13 protein-coding genes are annotated in these 21,272 nt (G+C 59.4%); 3 read left to right on the top strand and 10 right to left on the bottom strand.

Going from position 1 to position 21,272, the window contains the following annotated elements; genetic code table 11:
• Positions 1-66 precede the first annotated feature (66 nt).
• From DVJ77_RS06505 to DVJ77_RS06490, 4 genes are all read right to left on the bottom strand, one after another.
• Positions 67-3,198 carry an efflux RND transporter permease subunit gene (locus tag DVJ77_RS06505; protein WP_114844634.1) on the bottom strand — a complete coding sequence of 1,044 codons (3,132 nt, stop codon included), beginning with the start codon at positions 3,196-3,198 and terminating at the stop codon, positions 67-69.
• Position 3,199: 1 nt separating this feature from the next.
• Complete coding sequence (locus tag DVJ77_RS06500) at positions 3,200-4,321, bottom strand: efflux RND transporter periplasmic adaptor subunit (RefSeq protein ID WP_318530904.1); 1,122 nt, start codon at positions 4,319-4,321, stop codon at positions 3,200-3,202.
• On the bottom strand, positions 4,318-5,544 hold the full coding sequence (locus DVJ77_RS06495) for a TolC family protein (protein ID WP_225427851.1): 1,227 nt from the start codon (positions 5,542-5,544) through the stop codon (positions 4,318-4,320). The genes DVJ77_RS06500 and DVJ77_RS06495 overlap by 4 nt, the downstream gene beginning before the upstream one ends.
• 255 nt (positions 5,545-5,799) lie before the next feature.
• On the bottom strand, positions 5,800-6,231 hold the full coding sequence (locus tag DVJ77_RS06490; RefSeq protein ID WP_162791388.1) for a hypothetical protein: 432 nt from the start codon (positions 6,229-6,231) through the stop codon (positions 5,800-5,802).
• A gap of 45 nt (positions 6,232-6,276) precedes the next feature.
• On the opposite strand from DVJ77_RS06490, the gene DVJ77_RS06485 reads away from it, so the two are divergent.
• The 3 genes from DVJ77_RS06485 to DVJ77_RS06475 all read left to right on the top strand — a co-directional run bounded on the left by DVJ77_RS06485 (position 6,277) and on the right by DVJ77_RS06475 (position 9,294).
• Entirely contained in the window at positions 6,277-7,302 is a 1,026-nt protein-coding gene (locus DVJ77_RS06485) for an aminoglycoside phosphotransferase family protein (protein ID WP_114844631.1), read from the top strand.
• The gene (gene murU / locus DVJ77_RS06480) at positions 7,299-8,000 is read left to right on the top strand and encodes an N-acetylmuramate alpha-1-phosphate uridylyltransferase MurU (protein WP_114844630.1); all 702 of its coding nucleotides are present in this window, start codon (positions 7,299-7,301) and stop codon (positions 7,998-8,000) included. Before DVJ77_RS06485 ends, murU begins: the two co-directional genes overlap by 4 nt.
• Before the next feature lie 175 nt (positions 8,001-8,175).
• Positions 8,176-9,294, top strand: a complete 1,119-nt coding sequence (locus DVJ77_RS06475) for a sterol desaturase family protein (RefSeq protein ID WP_114844629.1) — start codon at positions 8,176-8,178, stop codon at positions 9,292-9,294.
• 125 nt (positions 9,295-9,419) lie between these two features.
• Here the strand turns inward: DVJ77_RS06475 and DVJ77_RS06470 are convergent, their stop codons facing one another.
• The 6 genes from DVJ77_RS06470 to tgt all read right to left on the bottom strand — a co-directional run bounded on the left by DVJ77_RS06470 (position 9,420) and on the right by tgt (position 21,270).
• Positions 9,420-12,518 (bottom strand): TonB-dependent receptor, encoded by a 3,099-nt coding sequence (locus DVJ77_RS06470; protein ID WP_114844628.1) that lies wholly within the window; start codon positions 12,516-12,518, stop codon positions 9,420-9,422.
• 568 nt (positions 12,519-13,086) lie between these two features.
• Positions 13,087-16,155 carry a TonB-dependent receptor gene (locus tag DVJ77_RS06465; protein ID WP_225427850.1) on the bottom strand — a complete coding sequence of 1,023 codons (3,069 nt, stop codon included), beginning with the start codon at positions 16,153-16,155 and terminating at the stop codon, positions 13,087-13,089.
• Positions 16,156-16,660: 505 nt separating this feature from the next.
• A complete protein-coding gene (gene secF, locus DVJ77_RS06460; RefSeq protein WP_114844627.1) occupies positions 16,661-17,617 on the bottom strand; it encodes a protein translocase subunit SecF in 957 nt (318 codons plus the stop codon).
• Positions 17,618-17,633: 16 nt separating this feature from the next.
• Positions 17,634-19,514 (bottom strand): protein translocase subunit SecD, encoded by a 1,881-nt coding sequence (gene secD / locus DVJ77_RS06455; protein ID WP_114844626.1) that lies wholly within the window; start codon positions 19,512-19,514, stop codon positions 17,634-17,636.
• A 101-nt stretch (positions 19,515-19,615) separates the two neighbouring features.
• The gene (gene yajC / locus DVJ77_RS06450; RefSeq protein WP_114844625.1) at positions 19,616-19,957 is read right to left on the bottom strand and encodes a preprotein translocase subunit YajC; all 342 of its coding nucleotides are present in this window, start codon (positions 19,955-19,957) and stop codon (positions 19,616-19,618) included.
• 185 nt (positions 19,958-20,142) lie between these two features.
• Positions 20,143-21,270: a tRNA guanosine(34) transglycosylase Tgt gene (tgt, locus tag DVJ77_RS06445; RefSeq protein ID WP_114844624.1), complete on the bottom strand. Its 1,128-nt coding sequence runs from the start codon at positions 21,268-21,270 to the stop codon at positions 20,143-20,145.
• Positions 21,271-21,272: the final 2 nt, after the last annotated feature.

Raw genomic sequence — 21,272 nt, 5'->3', positions numbered from 1 at the left:
CACTTCGTTCAGCCCAACCTACGCCCCCTCCCCTACATGTAGGGAGGGGGCCGTGCGTTATGGACGTTATAGCGTCGCGGCCTTGCCGGCCTTTCGCCCCTCAATCCAGTCATACAACACCGGCAACAGCACCAAGGTGAGCAAGGTGGAGGTTATCAAGCCGCCCACCACCACCGTCGCCAAAGGCCGTTGCGTCTCGGCACCCACACCACTCGATAACAACATGGGCACAAGACCGAGGATCGCCACGCTGGCAGTCATCAACACTGGCCGCAAACGCAACGCCGTACCCTGCACTACGGCATCACGCACGCTACTGCCTTGCTCGCGCCGCTCATTGAGGAAACTCACCAGCACGATGCCGTTGAGCATGGCCACGCCAAACACTGCAATAAAACCGATAGCCGAAGGCACCGATAGGTATTGGCCGGTGATCGCCAAGGCCACCAGACCACCAATCGTCGCAAACGGTACGTTGGCGAGAATCAGCGCGGCGTATTTGACCGAATTGAATGCGGTATACAACAGCATGAAGATAAAGAAGATCGTCGCCGGCACGATCAAGGCCAGGCGGCCGAGCGCACGCTGCTGATTTTCGAAAGCTCCACCCCACTCGGTCCAATAGCCTGCCGGCAGCTTCAGCTCCCGTGCGATCGCGGCGTTGGCATCTTTGACGAAGCTGTCGATATCACGACCGCGCACGTCCATCTGGATCACCGCATAGCGTTGCAGTTGCTCACGCCGTACGAAGGAATAGCCTTCGGCAGTGGTTACTTCGGCGACCTTGTCCAATGGCACCATGCTGCCATTCGCCGCACGCAATGGGATCGTGCGTATCGCCGCTATCGAGCGTTTTGAATCTTCATCCAGCCGCGCCGTGATATCGAAGCGCCGCACCCCATCTAGCAAACTGGTGACCGCCTCGCCGCCGATACCGTTTTTTACTACGGTCAACACATCGTCGGCATTGAGCCCATAGCGGGCCAGCGCTTCGCGATCTACCTGCACGCGGATCTGTGGCTTGCCGAGGTTTGCTTCCAAGGCGAGATCCGCCACGCCGGGCACGCCGGACAGTGCATTTTTCAACTGCGCACTCAGGCGATCGAGCTGGCCCAGATCGGGGCCGTAGATTTTCAGCGCCAGGGTCGCCCGCACGCCGGAGATCAACTCCTCCACCCGCATCTGAATCGGCTGAGTGAAGCCGACCACCGATGTCGGCAGTTCTTTTTCCAAGGCCTCCTGCATCTCGCTTTCCAGGCTTTCCAGGCTGACGCCTTTACGCCAGGTTTGTTTGGGCTTGAGCGGCGTGTAGATCTCCATGTAGTTCACGTCGGCGGTCTCGCCTTTTTCCGCACGACCGATCATCGCCAGCGTCGTTTCCACTTCTGGAAATTTTTGCTTGAACAAGCGAGCGATCTTCGCCGAGATATCGATCGACTCATCCAGCGACGCCGATGGAATCGAGGTGACCCGCCACATGATCGCGCCTTCACGCAGGTTGGGCATGAACTCTTTACCCAGGAACGGAAACAGCGCCAGGCTGCCGATCAAAGCGAGACATGCCGCCGCCAATACCGTTCGGCGCCGACGCAACGCCCACGCCAGCAAGGGCGCGTAGCCGCGTTTGATCTTCGCTACCAGCCAGGTATCTTTCTCTTGTTTGGGCTTGAGTAACAAAGCGGCCAGCACAGGGATCAGGGTCAGCGACAACAGCAGCGAACCGATCATCGCGAAGCTGATGTTGAAGGCCATCGGCTTGAACATTTTGCCTTCGAGCCCTTGCAGGCTGAACAACGGCAAGAACACCACCACGATAATGATGATGGCGAAGGCGATCGGATTGGCCACCTCACGCGCGGCCTTCAGCACAGCGGCCGTGCGATCGACTTTTTCGCCGTGAGCATGTTGTTCGGCCATGATGCGGAACGCGTTCTCCACCATCACCACCGCACCGTCCACCATCATGCCGATGCCGATCGCCAGGCCAGCCAGCGACATCAGGTTGGCCGAGAGACCGGCCTGCCCCATGCCGATAAAAGCCATCAGCATCGCCAATGGCAAAGTCACGATCACCACCAGGGCCGAACGTAGTTCGCCGAGAAACAAAAACAACACCAGGGCAACCAGCAGCGAGCCTTCGACCAAGGCACGCACCGCCGTACCGACAGCCTGATTGACCAACTCGGTGCGGTCATAAACCGGTTTGACCTCGACACCGGCCGGTAACGCCTGGCGCACGGTATCGAGCCGAGCCTTAACTGCATCGACCACGCTCTTGGCGTTTTCGCCGATGCGTGCGAGCGCCTGGCCCATCACCACTTCTTTGCCATCGCGGGTAACCGCGCCGAAACGCGGTGCCGGCGCCTCGACCACGCTGGCCACATCGCGTACGTAGACCGGCGTACCACCGGCGCTCTTGAGCACAATGTTGCCGATGTCTTTGGCGTCCTTGAGCAAGCCCAGCCCGCGCACGAGGTATTGCTCGCGGCCAACGTCGACATAGTTACCGCCGACCTGTGCGTTGTTCGCTTCTAGCGCAGCCATCACCTCGCGAAAACCGATACCTTGGGCGATCAGCTTGTTCGGATCGATGCGTACTTGATACTGCCGCTCGCCACCGCCCCATGAGGTGACATCGTCTACACCTGGCGCGGTACGCAAGATCAACCGCACGGTCCAATCCTGCAGGGTGCGCAGATCCATATCGTCGATGGCTTTTCCACCGATGTCAGCCGCCTCTTTCAATTGTCGATCGGCACGTTCCACGGTGTACCAGAACACCTGCCCGAGGCCCGAGGCATTCGGCCCCATTTCGGGCTTGCCGTAGCCCGCCGGCAATCGATCGCCCACTTGCTGCAGGCGCTCGTTGACCAGTTGCCGCGCGAAATAGATGTCCATATCGTCATCGAAATACACGGATACATAGGACAAGCCAAACAGACTGACCGAGCGAATCTCCTGCACCTTCGGCAGGCCGGCCAGGGCAGACTCCACCGGAAAAGTGAGCAACTGCTCGACATCCTCCGCGGCCAGGCCGGCCGACTCGGTATAGACGTTGACCTGTACCGGAGTGACATCGGGAAAGGCATCGATCGGTACATTGCGCACCGCCTTCCAGCCTAGAAAAGCGATCACCGCAAATAGGACGATCACCAGCACTTTGTAGCGCAATGAGAATTCGACGAGACGATTCAGCATGTCAATGCCCGTCCCCGCCGATTTGCGATTTCAGCAAGCGCGCCTTCAAGGCAAAGGCCCCCTTGGTCACCACCTGCGAGCCTGGTTTCAGGCCTTCGGCAATCACGGTCCAGCCGCCCTGAGTGATTCCGGCTACCACCGGAATCGGCTCGAAACGGCCCTGCCCATGGGCGATGAATACGCTGGCCTGGTTCTGCAGCAGCAGCACCGCGTCCACCGGTACCGCCAATGCTTCGCGCGCATAGCCAGTAGCGAGATAGGTGTCGACAAACTCGCCGTTGTGCAGCAGATCGTCGCGATTGGCGACTTCAATGCGCACCGGCACGGTGCGGGTTTGTTCACTAGCCTGATGGGGAAGCTGCACAATCTTCCCACTCAATGTTTGACCATGCGCAACCACCCGTGCCACGCCACCTCGCCGCACACGCGCCGCATCGGCCGGGGTCAACTGCGCTTGTATCCACACACTGTCTTCATCGACCAAGGTGAACAACGCGCGGCCCGGCTCAATCCGCTCACCCAGCACGAATTCATCGCTGGTGATCCGCCCTGCCGCCGGTGAAAGCAGCTCGAAGTTACCGTCTGCGCGCGCTGAGCCGGCACGCAACATAGCGGTGACCTGAGCATCGCTCAAACCATAAGCACGCAGGCGTGCACGCGCCTGATCGCGCTGCACTCTCACTTCCGTGTAACGCCGCTCGGACACAGCCTGCGGACCCAGCGCACTGACACGCTGCCATTCGCGCTCACCCACGATCAAAGCACCTTGTGCCTCGGCCACCTCGACGCTGGATAAAGTGACCAGCGGCGCGCCGGCTTTCACGCTATCGCCCAGGCGCGCATGTCTGCGCACGATCTGCGCTGGTACGCGCGGCGTGACTTGCACGGTGGCATAGCCATTGGCACGCACTTCGCCGGGCGCCTTGATCTCACCTTCGAGTCGGCGTACCGAGGCCGGTGCCGTGACGATGCCGGCATCGCGGATAGCCGCCGCATCCAGCGTGAGCGGGCTCGCGGACTCCGTGTGGTCTTGCTTGGTCTGTGCACTGGCATTGACCGTCATGGACAAACCGAGCACGAGCAGCAGCGGCAGGCCATAGGCTTTAATTTTGAAGATCTTCATCGATTTGAATCCCTAAGTGATGGCTTGTTATCGCCCTCGTCGTCCCGCCCCTCACCCCATGCCGTCAATTGACCGTGAGCACCGAGGTAATCGATCCACGCTTGCCAGGTCTCGTTTTCCAGTTGCATGCCCGACAGCGCGGTATCGAGGCTTTGCTTGAGCTGCACCAGGTAATCGGACGTGCCGATTTCGCCAGCGCCCCACAATCGCTCCAGCAAGCCGGTACGTTCATCAAATGCAGCGGCACGGCCCCCGCGAAACGCAGCACTTGCTTCACGCAGGGCCCGATAGCGGGCGCTGGTTTCGTTGGCTCGCGCACGTAGCGTCAATCGCTGGCCGCTGAATCCCGCGGCGGCGGCATCGGATTCGGCACGCGCCGCATCCACCTCCGCTCGATAGTTATTGCGGATCGGCAACGGCACACTGAGGCTCACGCCCACCACGTTCTGACTCATCCCGGCAGCGGAGCCGGTGCGCACGCGTCCACCGGTGAGTGCGATGGTGGGGTCGGGAATACGATCGCGCTGCGCGGCGCGAACGCTGGCATCGGCGCTGCTCGTGCGCGCCTGCGCCAGCCGCCATTCCGGCAACCGCTCCATGGCCACCGCCGCATCGTCGCGCGGCATGGGCGGCAATTCGCGTGGCGGCGTCGGCAGCGATGCATCGGCCGGGCCACCCAACGCAGCCAGGCTGGCCTGTACGCCAGGGGCCTTGCCAAGTAGCGCTGCCTGCTGGGCCTGCGCCTCGGTCAAGGCCAGCGCGGCCAGATCGCGCTCGGTACTGCTGATGTCACCTACCTTGAGCCGACGCTCGGCCAATTCGGCGAAGCGTGCCATCAATTCGACACGACGCTGACCAAGGCGACTTTCCTGCACCACTAGCGTTGTCTCGAACCAGACTTTCAGCCAACGCGCAGCGACATCTCGGCGAACCACCTCATACGCAGCCTGCGCCACATCCAGCTCGGCATCACCCACCGCGCCGCGCGCGCGACGTTTGCCGGATAGATCGAGTGCGAGGCTGACGCCGATGGTGCGTCGATCGACATCGGCGTTCTCGGCAGCCAGTTCAAGACTGGGGTTGTATAGCGGCTGATGGGCGGCGCGGGCGCGGGCGCGCGCCGCTTCCAGCTCGGCACGGGCCACTTGAACCTCTGGGTTGCCCGTCCACAATGCGCGCACAGCACGCGTGAGGTCCGCTGAAGGTCCTGCTTGCGCAGTCACCCGTGATGGCTCTGCGGGAGCAGCGATAACGCCGCTACCAGCAAGTGCGCACAAGACGCCGAGGAATGCCCATGATCGGGGCATCCTTATTTTGAATCGCATGACTGAAACTCCTGAAACCGATCGGGACGCCATGCCGAAAACGGCAGGCGTGACTGAAGCGATGGCAGGAGCGCCGCTTGTACGGGAAAACCGAAGTAGGAGCCGGCTCGGCGTGCGATCACCTGATGGCGATAGGCCACGGGGTGATGGGTATTACAGCGTTACGACTCCATAGGTTTCGCGCACAAAGTGCGCTCCTACAAGAGCGATCGGAGGACGTAGCGGATTCCGTGCCGCGGGCCGCTGGGTGGCCGGCCGCATGGCGGCGAATACATGCAGCGGTGTCAATCGCGGCAAGGACGCCAATGTGGCGCCGGCCAAGGGGGTGGCATGCATGCAATTGCAATGGCAGCCGCCCGCACCGTCATGCCAGCAAAGGGCTGCATCGTCATCCGTTGTGACTGAGGCTGCACTCAACTGCGTGGTCTGTGCCGCCGTAGCCTGCACGGAGTCAGACAGCAACGCATCATTGGCAAGGCAAAACGTGCCCACTGCCAGCTTTAACAAGATCAGCAACGCGAACAGCCAGCGCGCGCCGTGGGCACGGCGGTGGATACGGCTGAGCGAGGCTGGCTGCGCAAACATGGCGGGCACTTTAGGTGACGCGCCGTCTGTTAGACAATTGCACTCATGTCCTCGTCCTCCCTGTGCACGCCCCCCATCGACCGCGCCGCGGCCCGCCTTGCCTGGGCCAGATCGGTATTGCATGCCCCCGCGCTGACGCTTGAACCCGCATCCGCCGATGCCAGCTTCCGCAGCTACTGGCGCGCATCGCATGCCGGCCAGAGCTGGATCGTGATGGATTCGCCGCCGGCACAGGAAGATCCGCACCCCTGGCTGGATATCGGCGCGCGACTCGCTGCGGCAGGGCTGCATGTCCCTGTCGTACACGCGCATGATCTCGAACAAGGACTGCTGCTTATCGAGGATCTCGGCGCCAAGCTATATCTGCCGGCACTGAACGATCAAAGTGTCGATGCCTTGTACAGCGACGCTATGAATGCGCTGCTGCGCATGCAAACCTCGGTGGATGCCAGCGATCTGCAGCCTTACGACTACGCCTTTCTCAGCCGTGAGCTGGAGATCATGCCGGAGTGGTTTCTCGGCCGTCATCTTGGCTACACGCCGGAGTGCGAGGAATGGGATGTGCTTGAGTCCGCCTTTGGCGTCTTGTTGCACAACGCGCTGGCGCAACCGCGCTGCTTCGTACACCGCGATTTTCATAGCCGTAATTTGTTGATAACCGAACAACGTAGCCCTGGCGTGATTGATTTCCAGGGCGCACTTATCGGCCCAATCACTTATGACCTCGCCTCGCTATTGCGCGACTGTTACATCGTGTGGGATCGCGAACGCGTCGAAGGCTGGGTTGAAAACTACCGCATGCGCCTGCAAGCGGCGCATTTAATCGCCGACGGTATAGACCGCGAGCGCTTTCTGCGTTGGTTCGATTTGATCGGCCTACAAAGGCACATCAAGGTGCTCGGCCTGTTTTGCCGGCTGTGTTATCGCGACGGCAAACCCGGTTATCTGAATGATCTGCCGCGCGTCTACGACTACGTGATCGGCGTGGCTAGCCGTTACCCCGAGCTAACCGAGTTCGTAGCCTTGCTTGAGCGCTGCGTGGGCAAACGCGACCTGACTATCAAGGTATGAGACACGCGCTGATCTTCGCCGCCGGCCTGGGCGAACGCATGCGCCCGCTCACTGATCGCATACCCAAGCCCTTGCTTGAGGTGGGCGGCCAACCACTGATCGCATGGCATCTGGAAAAGCTCGCCGCGATCGGCGTGAACTACGTCGTCATCAATACCTCGCATCTAGCCGAACAATTTCCCGAAACCCTTGGCGATGGTTCGCGCTGGGGTTTGCGTATTCGCTATGCCTATGAAGGTGCGACATCCCTGGAAACCGGCGGCGGCATGCTGAATGCGCTGCCGTTGCTCGGCCCGGAACCCTTTATCGCGGTAAACGGCGATATCTGGACGGATGCCGATTTCGCCGCCCTTCCCGCCGAGCCACAAGGTCTCGCGCACTTATGCATGGTCGACAACCCGGCGCATCATCCGCAAGGCGATTTCGCCCTGGATGCCCATGGCGTACTGCATGAAGACGGCGATGCCAAACTCACGTTCAGCGGTCTTGGCGTCTATCGCCGCGACATATTGACGCCTTGGCGTGAAGTGATCGGCGACGCACCGGGTGCCACCGATAAGCCGCCACGCTTTCGGTTAGCGCCATTGTTGCGCGCCGCAATATCCCGAGGCCAAGTCCATGGCACCAGGCACAGCGGCGCCTGGATCGATGTCGGCACCGCCGAGCGACTGACTCAACTCGACGCCCAATTACGCTGAAACTTGCGTCCACATACTCCGGGGCGAAGCCCCGACTGAACGGCGCCATGCCCAGCGCCAGCCCAACGTTGGCCTCGCGCCGCACCAGCAGTATCCTAAACCGCTCAGTTTTGTAGCCCCTCCCCCACGCTGATGGCGATGCACAGCCAACCAGCCCGATACGTATGGTGTAACGATGTCCGAACTGTGGTCCCACCTGATCGCCTGGCTAAGCAGCCACGGAGTGATCCCGGTTCTGAATTTCCTGCATCTCAATGGCCTGGCCGGGAATCCGAGCGAGATCTCCGAAGCGCTGCTGATTGCCGCACTGCAGATCGGCATCATCGCCTTGATTTTCCGTCCGTTGGAAAGCCTGCTGCCCGCCGAGCAATGGGCCGATCGACGCCTGACTCGGGTCGACTGGCAGTACACGGTGCTGATGCTGGGCGGCATCTTTCCGCTGTTCGCCTATCTCGTACTCACCCCGATCAGCAATTATTTCGGCGGCGGCGCCGACCCCGCCGGCGCCAGTGTTGACGACTCGCTACTGAGCATCACGCGCTGGATCCCCGCGCTCAACGGCCATCCGTTGCTGCTGTTCGTGATTTATTACCTCATCTACGATCTGGTCTATTACTGGATGCATCGCCTGCAGCACGCACTGCCGTGGTGGTGGGCGCTGCACAGCATGCATCACAGCCAGCGTCAGATGAGTTGCTGGACCAACGACCGCGGCAGCCTTATAGACGGCTTTTTGCAGTCGATGGTACTGGCTGTGGTCGGCCTGCTGATTGGCGTGGCGCCGGCTGAATTCGCCTGGCTGATGCTGCTCGGCGAGCTGGTGCAAAACTTCTCGCATGCCAATGTGCGCATCGGCTTCGGCAGTGTGCTCGGCCGCGTTTTCGTCGCGCCGAAATTCCATCGCCTGCATCACATGCTGGTCGACCCCACCCGACCGAAACTGCATAACTGCAACTTCGGCCAAGTCTTCTCGATCTGGGACGTCGTATTCGGCACCGCGCTTTACGGCGAACCACCGCGTCCGACCGGCGTGGGCGATCCGGTGGTCGACTCAGACAACGAGTTTGGCCTGGTCGGCCTGCACTGGAATGCGTTCAAGCGTTTCTGGGGCGCCGTAAGACGGCCGGCAGGCTGGAAACTGGGCGAGGTTGCGTTCGGACCAAACTATGAGCCGATTCCCGTGGATCAGTTGGATCTGCATGCCCTGGCTCATCACCAATCCATACCGGCGCATACCAGCGAAACCCCGGCTGCGAGTAATACGCCAGTGAGCGAAGGTGCTTCGTCGGCTTGATGGGCCGGCTTTGATCCGCTATCGGGGACATAAAAAAAGCCGCCGGGGAAATCCCCGGCGGCTAGTGTTTCATCGACGAAGACGACTTGGCTTCGTCGATGAGGCAGTACGGTAAAGCTAGCTACTTAGAAGTCGTAGGTAACGCCCACACGAACGTAGCGCGGCGTCTGCGAGGTGAATGGACGCAGATAGTTGATGTTCGAACGCGCGTAGATCTGGGTGGTCTCCTGCTTATTGAGCACGTTGTAAACCATCATGTTGAAACCAAGCTTCTTGTCAGCCCACTCCGGGCGGTACTCGGCGCTCAGACTCAGCAAGTAGGTCCACGGATTACGCGCCGAACCAGGAGGTGACGGCTGGCCTTTGCAGAAGTGGTAGTAGGCACCGTAACCGGCCGGATCGGTCTGGTTGGCACCGTACAGACCCATGCAATCCTTGGGTGAGCCGGACATGATCTGCACGTTGCCTGACACCATCCACTCCGGCGCGATCTGATACGAGCCATAGGCCTTGATCTGATGGCGACGGTCATTGGCCAACACACCGTTGGAGCTGACCATGAGCGAGGCGAAGTCCCAATCGGACGTAGCCGAAACGTCGGTCTGACCGACATCGGACTTGACCTGACCTTCACTGTTGCCGTAGCTGCGCGACCACACGTAGTCGACCCGGCCGAACCACTTGCCATCAAACGGATGCTCAAGGAAGAGGTTCAAGGCATAGTACTTGCGCTTCATGCCCTGATCGAAGCCAAAGTCCTTGGTCCAATCCATAGTGACGTTGTAGTAACCGCCACCAATCTTCGGAATATTGAAGTTGGACGTATTGCCTGGATTGATCAGCAGGCTACCCGGAATCTTGGAAGGATCGAAGGTGTTCGGATCGATGCCCATCTTGCTCATCTTCGCCATGATCGAGGCGCTGTCGGCGATATCGTCAATCGCATTACGCAGATTGCGATAAGTCGCCTTGGCACCATAGACCCACGAGTCGCCAAGCTTTTTGTCGAAACCAAGGATGTACTCATCCTGGTACTCCGACTTCAGATTGGTCGATGAAGTGACCTTCGGATCACGCGGCTGACCGTACTCGCCATTGGCCGAGAAAGGCGCACCCAAGCCCTGGCTGGTATTGATCGGGGTCAGGCCAGTCGGCACGCCGTTCGAGTCGATACCGGTATAGGTGTAGTACTCGCGGGTATACATCGACTGACCCGCGGAGCGCAGGGCAACGCTAGTCGGCATCGCGAGGTAGTAACGACCGGCGTTACCGTAGACCTTGAAGCTGGAATCACCGTTCACGTCCCAGCTAAAGCCGAGGCGCGGCGCCCACTGCGGCTTGGTCAAACGCAGAAATGCCGCGCCCGAGGAGCCATAGTTGGTGAACTGGTCGTTGCGCAGACCCAGCTTGACCAACCAACGATCGTTGATCTGCCAGTCGTCCTGGATGTACTGCGCGCGCTGCGATACACGCACCGAAGCACTGTCGTTATAACGGTACTTATCGACGTAGAAACCCGTGGCGCCACCCGGCGTAGCGTTCGGATTAGCTACCCAAGGAGAGTTGTGCCAATCGGCACCGGGCTGAGCCGAACCCGGACCGCCGACGATATACGAGCCAGGGTCGCCACCGGCGGAAACGAAATCGTTGTATTCCCAGGCATAACCCAAACCATTGTCCGGGAACTTGGTGCCGGCCATGGAATTCTTCACGTCCTGGTTGTCGATACCAGCCGTCAGCGTATGCGAGCCCAGCTTGTAGCTGACGTCGATGCGCAGGTTGGTATTGGTCGACTTATGCCCCGGCAGGCCGAGTGTCGAGATCGGCTGGTTATTGGTGACGACCTTGCCGTTGGTCACATCCGGGTTCTGCTGGTTAGCCTGGAAGATGTAAGGGGTATTCGTGTCGTAACCAGGCGCTTCGGTGTAGAACGTACCCTTCATCTTGCCGTACATCGCCGTGACGGTCAGGTCATCGGTGATATAGCTGGTGAACTTGGTCGAATAAAGATCGGCACCGTCTTTGGTCGACGGATCGTAGCTGGTGAACGGGCCATCTTTGAGCGTGGCGTAGCTGAACGAGTGGTTCGTGCCACGGTAGGACTGCTTGCTGGACGCCGTGGTCAGCTCAAGGATATTGCTGTCGGTGATGTTCCAATCCAGCTTGCCGTACCACTTCGGATTGCTATAGGACGTATGCGTGTCCTGCGGAACGCTGACCGGACCGACGCCCCTGGTGGAACCAGAGTCGCCTTTACCGCCAACCTTCTCGGCTTCCACCGCCGCGAAGAAGAACAATTTGTCCTTGATCAACGGACCGCCGATGTAAGCGTCATAAGTCGACGTCGTCGACTTGTTGTCATTCTTGTAGCGATACATCTTGCCCTGCGAACCATCTTTCTTGACGTAGAAATAGTTCTTCGGGTCGCCCTGCAGATCGCTCGGGGTCCACTGCACCTGACCGCCGAAATGCCATTCGTTGGTACCGCGCTTGCCGACCTGGTTGATCACGCCGCCATCGGAACGACCGTAAGCCGCAACGTAGCCGCCGCTGATGATTTCCTGCTGGTCGATCGCGCCATACGGCAGGCTCAAACCACCAAAGCCGCTGAGCGGATCGGTCGTGTTGAAACCGTTGATGTAGTAAGCATTCTCGGTTACCGACGAACCGCCGAACGAAACCGCGTTACCGCCTGTCGGGCCAAGGCCGCTGAACAGGCCGCTACCTTCAACCACGCCCGGTGCGAGCAAGGCGATCGCTTCGGCACTGCGGCCCAACGGCAAACGCGCCAACTGCTGCGAGGTGATGACGGTGCGCGAATCCACGCCGCTGACGTCGATCGACGGCAACGAGTTCGCAGTGACCGTTACGGCCGACAGCGACGAAGCATTCGCGGCGGTGGCAAAGGAAACCTCGGTGTTCGAGTTCACCGTAAGGTTCACTTCCTTACGCGTATCGACCGTGGCGCCACCCTTCTGCAAGGAGACGGTGTACGTACCCAAGGGCAGATTGGCGACCCGGTAACGGCCGCTGCTATCGACCTGGACCTGACGCGTCAGGCCGGTGGTATTGCTGATGGTGACGGTTTCGCCGGCTTCGGCCTGGCCAAAAATACCGCCGGTGGTGGACTGGCCGAAAGCCACGCCCGCCATCCCGAGGGTCAAGGCCATCGCCAATGCCGAGCGCCGCAGCAAATAGCTGCGATTCATCGAACTAAAACTCATGTGTATCTCCCCATAGCAGCTCACAAATTGAGCAAAAGTAATCAAGGCAACCAATCAATGAATCGGCTGACCAAAATGACCTGCAAGAGGCGGACTGAAACCCATCCCGACTTGCGGAAGGCTCCCTTTCAATCCATCTCTTGCACCGCCTGCCACATGTCGAGCGATTAGCCTCAATGCCAACCAGCAAGAACATGGGGCAAGAACGTGACGGAACATAGTTGGATTTTTTGCGGCAAGTCAACAATATTTTAATGTTACTTTGTGCACTTGAGCCGCAATATTTTACGAAAATCGACTGGTAAAAATAATATGTTTTTATAACTCAATAACTTAAATATGAACAGATTCTCAAGTTTGCCCAATGAACAAACCTCAAATCCCTACGACGTTGGCTTCTATGAACAGTCGGCTCGTAATTATTCACAGGCTGGTCAGGGCTGGATGGAGACTTCACCGGCCCCAATCCCTCGGCCACAAAAAAAGCCGCCAGGGAAATCCCTGGCGGCTAGAGTTTCATCAACGAAGACAACTAGCTTCGTTGATGAGGCATCACAGCAACTAACTACTAGAAGTCGTAGTTGACACCGAAACGCACATACCGCGGCGTCTGTGAGGTGTACGGACGCTGATAGCTGGAGGTGTAATGAGCATAGGTCTGCGTGATGGCCTGCTTATTGAACACGTTGTAAACCATCACGTTGAAGCCAAGCTTCTTGTCAGCCCATTCTGGACGGTACTCGGCACTCAGGCTGAGCAAATATGTCCAGGGGTTGTGCTTGAAGCCAGGAATGACCGGCTGACCGTTGCAGAAGTGGTAGTTCGTACCGTAGCCCGCCGGGTCGGTTCCAAGCGGACCGTACAGACCCAGGCATTCCTTCGGTGAGCCGGACAAGATGGCCAGGTTGCCGGATACCATCCACTCAGGCGCGACCTGATACGAACCGTAGGCCTTGATCTGGTGCGTACGGTCGTTGGAGAGCTGGCCGTTGGACGAGACCATCAACTGCGAGTAATCCCAGTCAGACGTGGCCGAAACGTCGGTCTGGCCGATATCGGACTTGACCTGACCTTCGCTGTTGCCGTAGCTGCGCGACCACACGTAGTCGACCCGGCCGAACCACTTGCCATCAAACGGATGCTCAAGGAAGAGGTTCAAGGCGTAGTACTTGCGCTTCAGGCCCTGGTCGAAGCCAAAATCCTTCTTCCAATCCATCGGCACGTTGTAGTAACCGCCAGCCAGCTTGGCAATGCTGAAGGTCGCATTCTTGCCCGGATTTATCAGGATGCTGCCCGGAATCGCCGACGGATCATAGGTATTTGGATCAATACCCATGTTGTTCATCTTGTTGATGATCGAGCTGACGTCCGAAATATCGTCGATCGCATTGCGCAGATTGCGGTAGGTTGCCTTGGCACCGTAAACCCACGAATCACCCAGCTTCTTGTCGAAACCGAGGATGTACTCATCCTGGTACTCCGACTTGAGGCCCTGGGCGGCGCCCACTTTCGGATCGCGCGGCTGACCATATTCGCCGTTGGCCGAGAAGGGCGCACCCAAGCCCTGGCTGGTTGCGATCGGAGTCAGGCCAGTCGGGACACCGTTCGAATCGATACCCGTATAGGTGTAGTACTCGCGGGTGTACAGCGACGAACCGGCGGAACGCAATGCCACGCTGGTCGGCAAGGCGAGGTAGTAGCGACCGGCATTGCCGTAGACCTTGAAGCTGGAGTCGCCGTTCACGTCCCAGCTAAAGCCGACACGAGGAGCCCACTGCGGCTTGGTCAGACGCAGATACGGCTGGCCTGCGGCGTTGTAGTTGGTGAACTGGTCATTGCGCAGACCCAGCTTGACCAACCAGCGATCGTTGATCTGCCAGTCGTCCTGGATGTACTGCGCGCGCTGTGCCACGCGGACCGAGGCATTGTCGTGGTAACGGTATCTGTCGACGTAGTAGCCGGTCGCACCGCCCGGTGTCGCGCCAGTGTTGGCGACCCACGGGAAATTGTGCCAATCGGCAGTGCCTGGGGCGGTACCTGGGCCACCGACGATATAGCCATTCGGATCGCCGAAATTGGTGTATTCCCAGGCGTAGCCCGCACCGGATGCTGGGAACTGGGTACCACCGTCGATATTTTTCACGTCCTGGTTATCGAGACCGGCCGTGAGCGTATGGCTGCCCAGCTTGTAGCTCAGATCGATGCGCAGATTGGTGTTGGTCGACTTGTGGCTCGGCAGGTTGACCGTCGAGATGTTCTGACTGTTGGTGATCGGGTTGCCGCCGTTCAGCGCGGGATTCTGCTGATCCGGTGTGAACAGATGGATCAAGGTCGGATCGAAACCGGGCGTATTGCTGTAGTACGTACCCTTCATCTTGCCGTACAGGGCCGTCAGGGTCAGATCATCGGTGATGTAGCTGGTGAACTTGCCCGAGTAGACATCCGCGCCCGTCTTGGTCGACGTGTCATAGCCTGTGAACGCGCCATCCGTTTTCGTGGCGTAGCTAAAGTTATGCAGCGAGCCGCGATAAGACGATTTGTTGGAGGCCGTGGTCAGCTCGAAAATATTGCTGTCGGTGATGTTCCAATCCAGCTTGCCGTACCATTTCGGATTGCTGAACGTCGTGTGGGTGTCCTGCGGTGCGGCGATTGAACCGACACTCTTGCCCGCCACACGCTCGGCTTCCACCGCGGCGAAGAAGAACAGCTTGTCCTTGATCAACGGGCCGCCGACGTAGGCGTCGTAGGTCGTTGTCGACGTCTTGCTGTCGTTGTTGTAGCGGTACATCTTGCCTTGCGAATTGTCTTTCTTGTTGACTAAGAAATAGTTGACCGGATCGCTCTTCAGATCGGTCGGAGTCCACTGCACCTGACCGCCGAAATGCCATTCGTTGGTACCGCGCTTGCCGACCTGGTTGATCACGCCGCCGTCAGAACGACCGTAAGCCGCACCGTAGCCGCCGCTGATGATTTCCTGCTGGTCGATCGCGCCGTATGGCAGGGTGATGCCGCCGAAGCCGCTGAGCGGATCGGTCGTGTTAAAGCCGTTGATGTAGTAAGCGTTCTCGGTCACCGACGAACCGCTGAACGAAACGACGTTACCGCCTGACGGGCCAAGGCCGTTGAACAGGCCGCTACCGGCAACCACGCCCGGTGCGAGCAAGGCGATGGCTTCGGCACTGCGTGCCAACGGCAGGCGCGCCAACTGCTGCGAGGTGATGACGGTGCGCGAGTCCACGCCGCTCACGTCGATCGACGGCAACGAGTTCGCAGTGACCGTTACGGCCGACAACGACGCTGCATGCGCGGCGCTGGCGAAGGAAACCTCGGTGTTCGAGTTCACGGTAAGGTTCACGTCCTTACGCGTATCGACCGTGGTGCCGCCCTTCTGCAGGGAGACGGTGTATGTACCCAACGGCAGATTGCCGATGCGGTAACGGCCGCTATCGTCGACCTGAACCTGACGCGTCAAACCGGTGGTATTGCTGACGCTGACGGTCTCGCCGGCTTCGGCCTGGCCGAAAATACCGCCGGTGGTGGACTGGCCAAACGCTACGCCCGCCATCCCCATGGTCAAGGCTACTGCTAACGCCGAGCGTCGCAGCAAATAACCGCGATTCATCGAACCAAAACTCATTATGTATCTCCCCATTGCAGCTCATGAATGAGCAAAAATAATCCAGGCAATCGATTTATGAATCGATTGGCCAGGTGATCCGCCAGTAATCGACTGAAACCCGTTCCGCTGCGCGGAAGGCTCCCTTTCAGCCGATCTCTCGCCCTCCCCGACGCAGTCCTAATGACCGGCTTTTAGTCCCAGTCAGCAGTATGTTTGCGCAGGAATGTGATGAAACATAATGGTATTTTTTACGTCAAGTCAACAACATTTTAATGTGCGTTCGCACGAGATATGCGCATTTATTTGCGTTCATCAAAAGAAAATACGAATAACTTTTGCCATTAGTTATTACGATTTATAAGCGTATTAACTTGCATATAAGCAACCATCTACGGTGCCGGGACCACAAGGGCCGATCGTCCTTGGGTCGATTCGTGTGAAAACACGTTCAGGTTTATCGACGCGCATAAAAAAGGCCCGGAAACCGGGCCTCTAGTGTTAAGACTTCGTAATATGTTTCGCCTTACGGACGCCGTTCCAGCTCAGGATTTCCTTTGACTTGCGGCATCAGATCCTTCTTCGATACCCCCAGCCACAGCAGGATCGGGCTAGCGACAAAGATCGAGGACAAGGTGCCGACCAGGATGCCGATCAGCATGGTGATGGCAAAGCCGTGCACTACCGGACCGCCGAAGAAGTACAGCGCCGCCATGGTGATGGCCGTGAAGGTGGAGGTGATGATGGTTCGCGACAGGGTGTTGTTGATCGAGCGATTGAGAATCTCCTCCGGCTCGGCCTTGCGGGCCAGGCGGAACAGCTCGCGGATGCGGTCGAACACCACCACTTTGTCGTTGATCGAGTAACCGACCACCGCCAGTACCGAGGCCAGCACGGTGAGGTCGAACTCGCGCTGGGTCAGCGCAAAGATGCCTACGGTAACCAACGCATCGTGCACCTCGGTGACCACCGCCGCGATCGCGAAGCGGCGTTCGAAGCGGATCCACAGATAGCCCATGATGCCGATGATTACCACGATCACAGCCACCACACCGTCGCTGCGCAGCTCCTCGCCGACCTGCGAGCCGACATAGTCGCGACTGGTCAGCGCGGCATCCGGGCGGATCGCCCGCAGGGCCTTGGTGACATCGTCAGCGGCCTTGTCCAGGCTTACCTTGCCCTTCTCGTCGAGCATGGCTGCCGTTGGCTGCAAACGGATCGAGACCTCTTTGGTACCGCCGAGGCTCTGCACCACCGCGTTCTCGATGCCGCCCTTCTCCAGCGCGGCGCGCACGTCGGCGATGGCTACCGGCTGCTGGTAGTCCGCCACGATGGACACGCCACCGGTGAAGTCCAGGCCATAGTTGAGACCCTTGGTCGCGATCAGTGCGATCGAGGCGATCATCAGCAGGGCGGCGATGCCGATACTGAATTTGCGCATGCCAAGAAAGTTGACATTACTGTTGTGGTTGAAGATTTCCATGTGTTTCCGTTCCTCTTCAGACCGACAGCGTCTTGAGCTTGCGATGGCCGTGGATCAATGCGGTGATGGCATGAGTCACGGTGACCGAGGTGAACATCGAGGTCAGAATACCGATCAGCAGAGTGACGCCGAAGCCTTTGATCGGGCCTGAGCCCATCGTGGTCAGCGCCAGCGCGGCGATCAGGTGGGTTACGTTGGCATCCAGAATGGTCGCCCAGGCTTTTTCGTAGCCGGCGCGGATCGAGGCATGCGGTGTCGAGCCATTGCGCAGTTCTTCGCGGATACGTTCGCAAACCAGCACGTTCGCATCGATCGCCATACCCAGGGTAAGCACGATACCGGCGATGCCCGGCATGGTCAGGGTGACCCCGATCATCGACATGATCGCCACCAGCACCACCAGGTTGAAGAACAACGCGATGTCGGCCACCAGGCCGAACAGCTTGTAGTAGATCGCCGCCGCCAACAGCACCAGCCCCAGACCGATCATGACCGCCTTGAAACCCTTGGCGATATTGTCCTGACCCAGGCTGGGGCCGATAACACGCTCCTGGACGATATCGACCGGCGCCGCCAGTGCGCCGCCCTTGAGCAGCAAGGCCAGCTCGGAGGCTTCTTTGGGACTACGCAGGCCGGTGGTCTGGAACTGCTTGCCGAAAGGGCTGCTGATACGCGCGTCGTTAATCACCGAATAGGTGATGGTAGGCGTGCGAACCTGCTTGCCGTCGACGATCTTGGTATCGACCACACGCTCGATATACACCACGGCCATCGGCTTGCCGACGTTGCCGTTGGTGAAATCCTGCATCTTTCGAGCGCCGCTGGAGTTCAGCGAAACCGACACCGCGGGCGAGCCGCTGGTCTGGTCGAAGGTCGAGGAGGCGTCGATCAGCTCGTCGCCGGTGGCGATGATTTTCTTGTCCACCAGCACCGGCTGACGGGTATCGCGCATGTAATACAAATTGGCATTCGGCGGAATATTGCCGGTACGCGCAGCCTCGACGGCCTGCGGGTCGCCGGCAAAGCCGATGCCTGCGCGATATTGCAGCGTCGCGGTAGCGCCAATCAGCTTCTTCGCCTCGGTGGTGTCTTGCACGCCGGCCAACTCGACCACGATGCGGCTATCGCCTTGCTGCTGGATGATCGGCTCCGATACGCCCAGCGCATTGATACGGTTACGCAAGGTGCCAAGGTTCTGGCGAATGGTATTGAGCGACAGTTCGCGCAGTTTTTCCGGTTTTACCGCGGCATTGAGCAAAAAGCGGTCGCCGGTGGTGGCGCCGTCTTGCACGCTGAGGTCGGGGTATTCGACCGCAATCGCGTTGGCCGCCGCCGTGCGGTCCTCGGCCGAACGCAGCACCACGGCCACGCCTTGGCCGCGAGTGGCATTGCGGTTGACCGAATCGTAGCGGATGTTTTTCTGGCGCAGCAGAGTACGGATATCGTCCGCGTAGCCGGCCTCTTTCTTGTCGAGCACATCGTTCTGGTCCACCTCCATCAGGAAGTGCACGCCGCCCTGCAAGTCCAGACCCAATGGCATGGAGCGGGCGCCGATGGCACGCAGCCAGCCCGGCACGGTCGACTGAAGGTTGAATGCAACGGTGTAGTCATCGCCTAGCGCGGCCTTGATGGCATCAGCACCGCTCTTCTGCGCATCGCCATTGGCGAAGCTAGTCAGCAGGTGATCGCCATTGATGGCCATGTTGCTATAGGCCACGTTTTGCTGCTTCAACGCGCCGGCCACCTTCTGCTGTAGCGCAGCATCGACCACACCATTGTGGTTGGCGATGATCTGCACAGCAGGTACGGGCTGGAACACATTGGGCAACGCATAGAACGTGGCAAGCACCAGTACGATCGCGACTAGCACATACTTCCAGCGTGGAAAATCACTCATGCCTAAAATCCGTCAAAGCCGCAGTTTATAAGCCGCAGCGGTAGCGTCATTGCGTAGATCCTAGAGTGTTGAAAGGCGGCACCAGGCCGCCTTTCGCCCCATCAGGACGACTTCAGCGAACCCTTGGGCAACACTTGCGACACCGCGCCCTTCTGCAATTTGATCGACACGTTCGGTGCGATCTCGACGGTGATGAACGACTCGCCGACTTCTTCCACGCGCCCGGCGATGCCGCCGTTGGTCACTACCTCGTCACCCTTAGACAGGGCCGAGACCATAGTGCGGTGCTCCTTCTGCCGCTTCATCTGCGGGCGGATCATCAGGAAATAGAACACCGCGAACAACAGAATGAGCGGCAGAAAGGTCATCAGCGGGTTCCCCGCCTGAGCGCCGGCGGCTGCCGGAGCGGCCTGAGCGATCACAAAGGAGATTGGAAGATTCATCGTTTTGTCTCGCAAGTTGCGGCGCCAACAGGAATTTCTTCCCTGCGCCTGAAAAAAGATCGTGGATTATGCCATGCGCCCCAAGGCCCTGCATGCACCGCAAGGCCAGCCCGCACAATGCTTTGGCGACGATAGTGCCGCTTTCCAAGCCCCCGGAGGCTACCGACATACGGAAAACGTGACTGTCAGCCGACTACCCCACCCTGCCGGAGCGCGTAAAACTCAGCCACAAAGTCTTCCAACCGTCCTGCCGCAATAGCCTCGCGCAAGCCGGCCATCAGCCGCTGGTAGTAGCGCAAGTTATGTATGGTGGCGAGCTGGCTGCCGAGGATTTCGTTGCAGCGATCCAGATGACGCAGGTAGGCACGGGAAAAGCCATTGGCGCAGGCATAGCAGTCGCAGCCTTCCTCGATCACCCGAGTATCCAGAGAAAATTTCGCGTTACGGATGCGCAAAGTACCTTCGGCGGTGAATAAGAAGCCGTTGCGCGCATTGCGGGTCGGCATAACGCAATCGAACATGTCGATGCCGCGGCGAACGGCCTCGACGATGTCCTCCGGCCGCCCCACCCCCATCAGGTAACGCGGCTTGTCTTTGGGCAACAACGGCACGGTGAAATCCAGCGCGTGATTGCGCTCCGCCTCGGGCTCGCCCACCGCCAGGCCGCCGACGGCGTAACCGTCAAAGCCGATGTGTATCAGCCCCTCGGCCGAACGGCGGCGTAGGTTTTCATACACGCTGCCTTGCACGATGCCGAACAAGGCATTGGGGTTGTTACGATCGTTGAAGCTTTGCCGTGAACGCTCGGCCCAACGCAAGCTCAGCTCCATCGACGTCGCCGCGACCTTTTCGGTAGCCGGATACGGCGTGCATTCGTCAAAAATCATGGCGATGTCCGAATCCAGCGTCGTCTGGATGCGCATCGACTCTTCCGGCGACAAGAACACTTTGGAGCCGTCCACCGGCGAGGCAAAGGTCACCCCCTCCTCGGTGATCTTGCGCTTATGCGCCAGGGAGAACACCTGGAAGCCGCCTGAGTCGGTCAGGATCGGCCCGTTCCAGCCAATGAAGCGATGCAGCCCGCCGAACTGCTCGACGACCTCCAGCCCCGGCCGCAGAAACAAGTGGAAAGTATTGCCCAGGATGATTTCGGCACCGATGTCACGGACATCGCGCGGGGTCATTGCCTTGACTGAGCCATAAGTGCCCACCGGCATAAACGCCGGTGTTTCCACCGTGCCACGGGGGAAGCTGAGGCGGCCACGACGGGCGGCGCCGTCAGTGGCGTAGAGATCGAATTGAAGAGAAGTCATCG

Source organism: Dyella tabacisoli, from assembly GCF_003350925.1.
GTDB classification, from domain to species: Bacteria; Pseudomonadota; Gammaproteobacteria; order Xanthomonadales; family Rhodanobacteraceae; genus Dyella_C; species Dyella_C tabacisoli.
This window is presented reverse-complemented; position numbering and strand designations above follow the sequence as displayed.

Bases quoted from the DNA above. Each gene is read 5' to 3' on its own strand.
- DVJ77_RS06505 (WP_114844634.1), bottom strand. From the start codon at position 3,198: ATGCTGAATCGTCTCGTCGAATTCTCATTGCGCTACAAAGTGCTGGTG.
- DVJ77_RS06500 (WP_318530904.1), bottom strand. From the start codon at position 4,321: ATGAAGATCTTCAAAATTAAAGCCTATGGCCTGCCGCTGCTGCTCGTG.
- DVJ77_RS06490 (WP_162791388.1), bottom strand. From the start codon at position 6,231: ATGTTTGCGCAGCCAGCCTCGCTCAGCCGTATCCACCGCCGTGCCCAC.
- DVJ77_RS06485 (WP_114844631.1), top strand. From the start codon at position 6,277: ATGTCCTCGTCCTCCCTGTGCACGCCCCCCATCGACCGCGCCGCGGCC.
- murU (WP_114844630.1), top strand. From the start codon at position 7,299: ATGAGACACGCGCTGATCTTCGCCGCCGGCCTGGGCGAACGCATGCGC.
- DVJ77_RS06475 (WP_114844629.1), top strand. From the start codon at position 8,176: ATGTCCGAACTGTGGTCCCACCTGATCGCCTGGCTAAGCAGCCACGGA.
- DVJ77_RS06470 (WP_114844628.1), bottom strand. From the start codon at position 12,518: ATGAGTTTTAGTTCGATGAATCGCAGCTATTTGCTGCGGCGCTCGGCA.
- DVJ77_RS06465 (WP_225427850.1), bottom strand. From the start codon at position 16,155: ATGAGTTTTGGTTCGATGAATCGCGGTTATTTGCTGCGACGCTCGGCG.
- secF (WP_114844627.1), bottom strand. From the start codon at position 17,617: ATGGAAATCTTCAACCACAACAGTAATGTCAACTTTCTTGGCATGCGC.
- secD (WP_114844626.1), bottom strand. From the start codon at position 19,514: ATGAGTGATTTTCCACGCTGGAAGTATGTGCTAGTCGCGATCGTACTG.
- yajC (WP_114844625.1), bottom strand. From the start codon at position 19,957: ATGAATCTTCCAATCTCCTTTGTGATCGCTCAGGCCGCTCCGGCAGCC.
- tgt (WP_114844624.1), bottom strand. From the start codon at position 21,270: ATGACTTCTCTTCAATTCGATCTCTACGCCACTGACGGCGCCGCCCGT.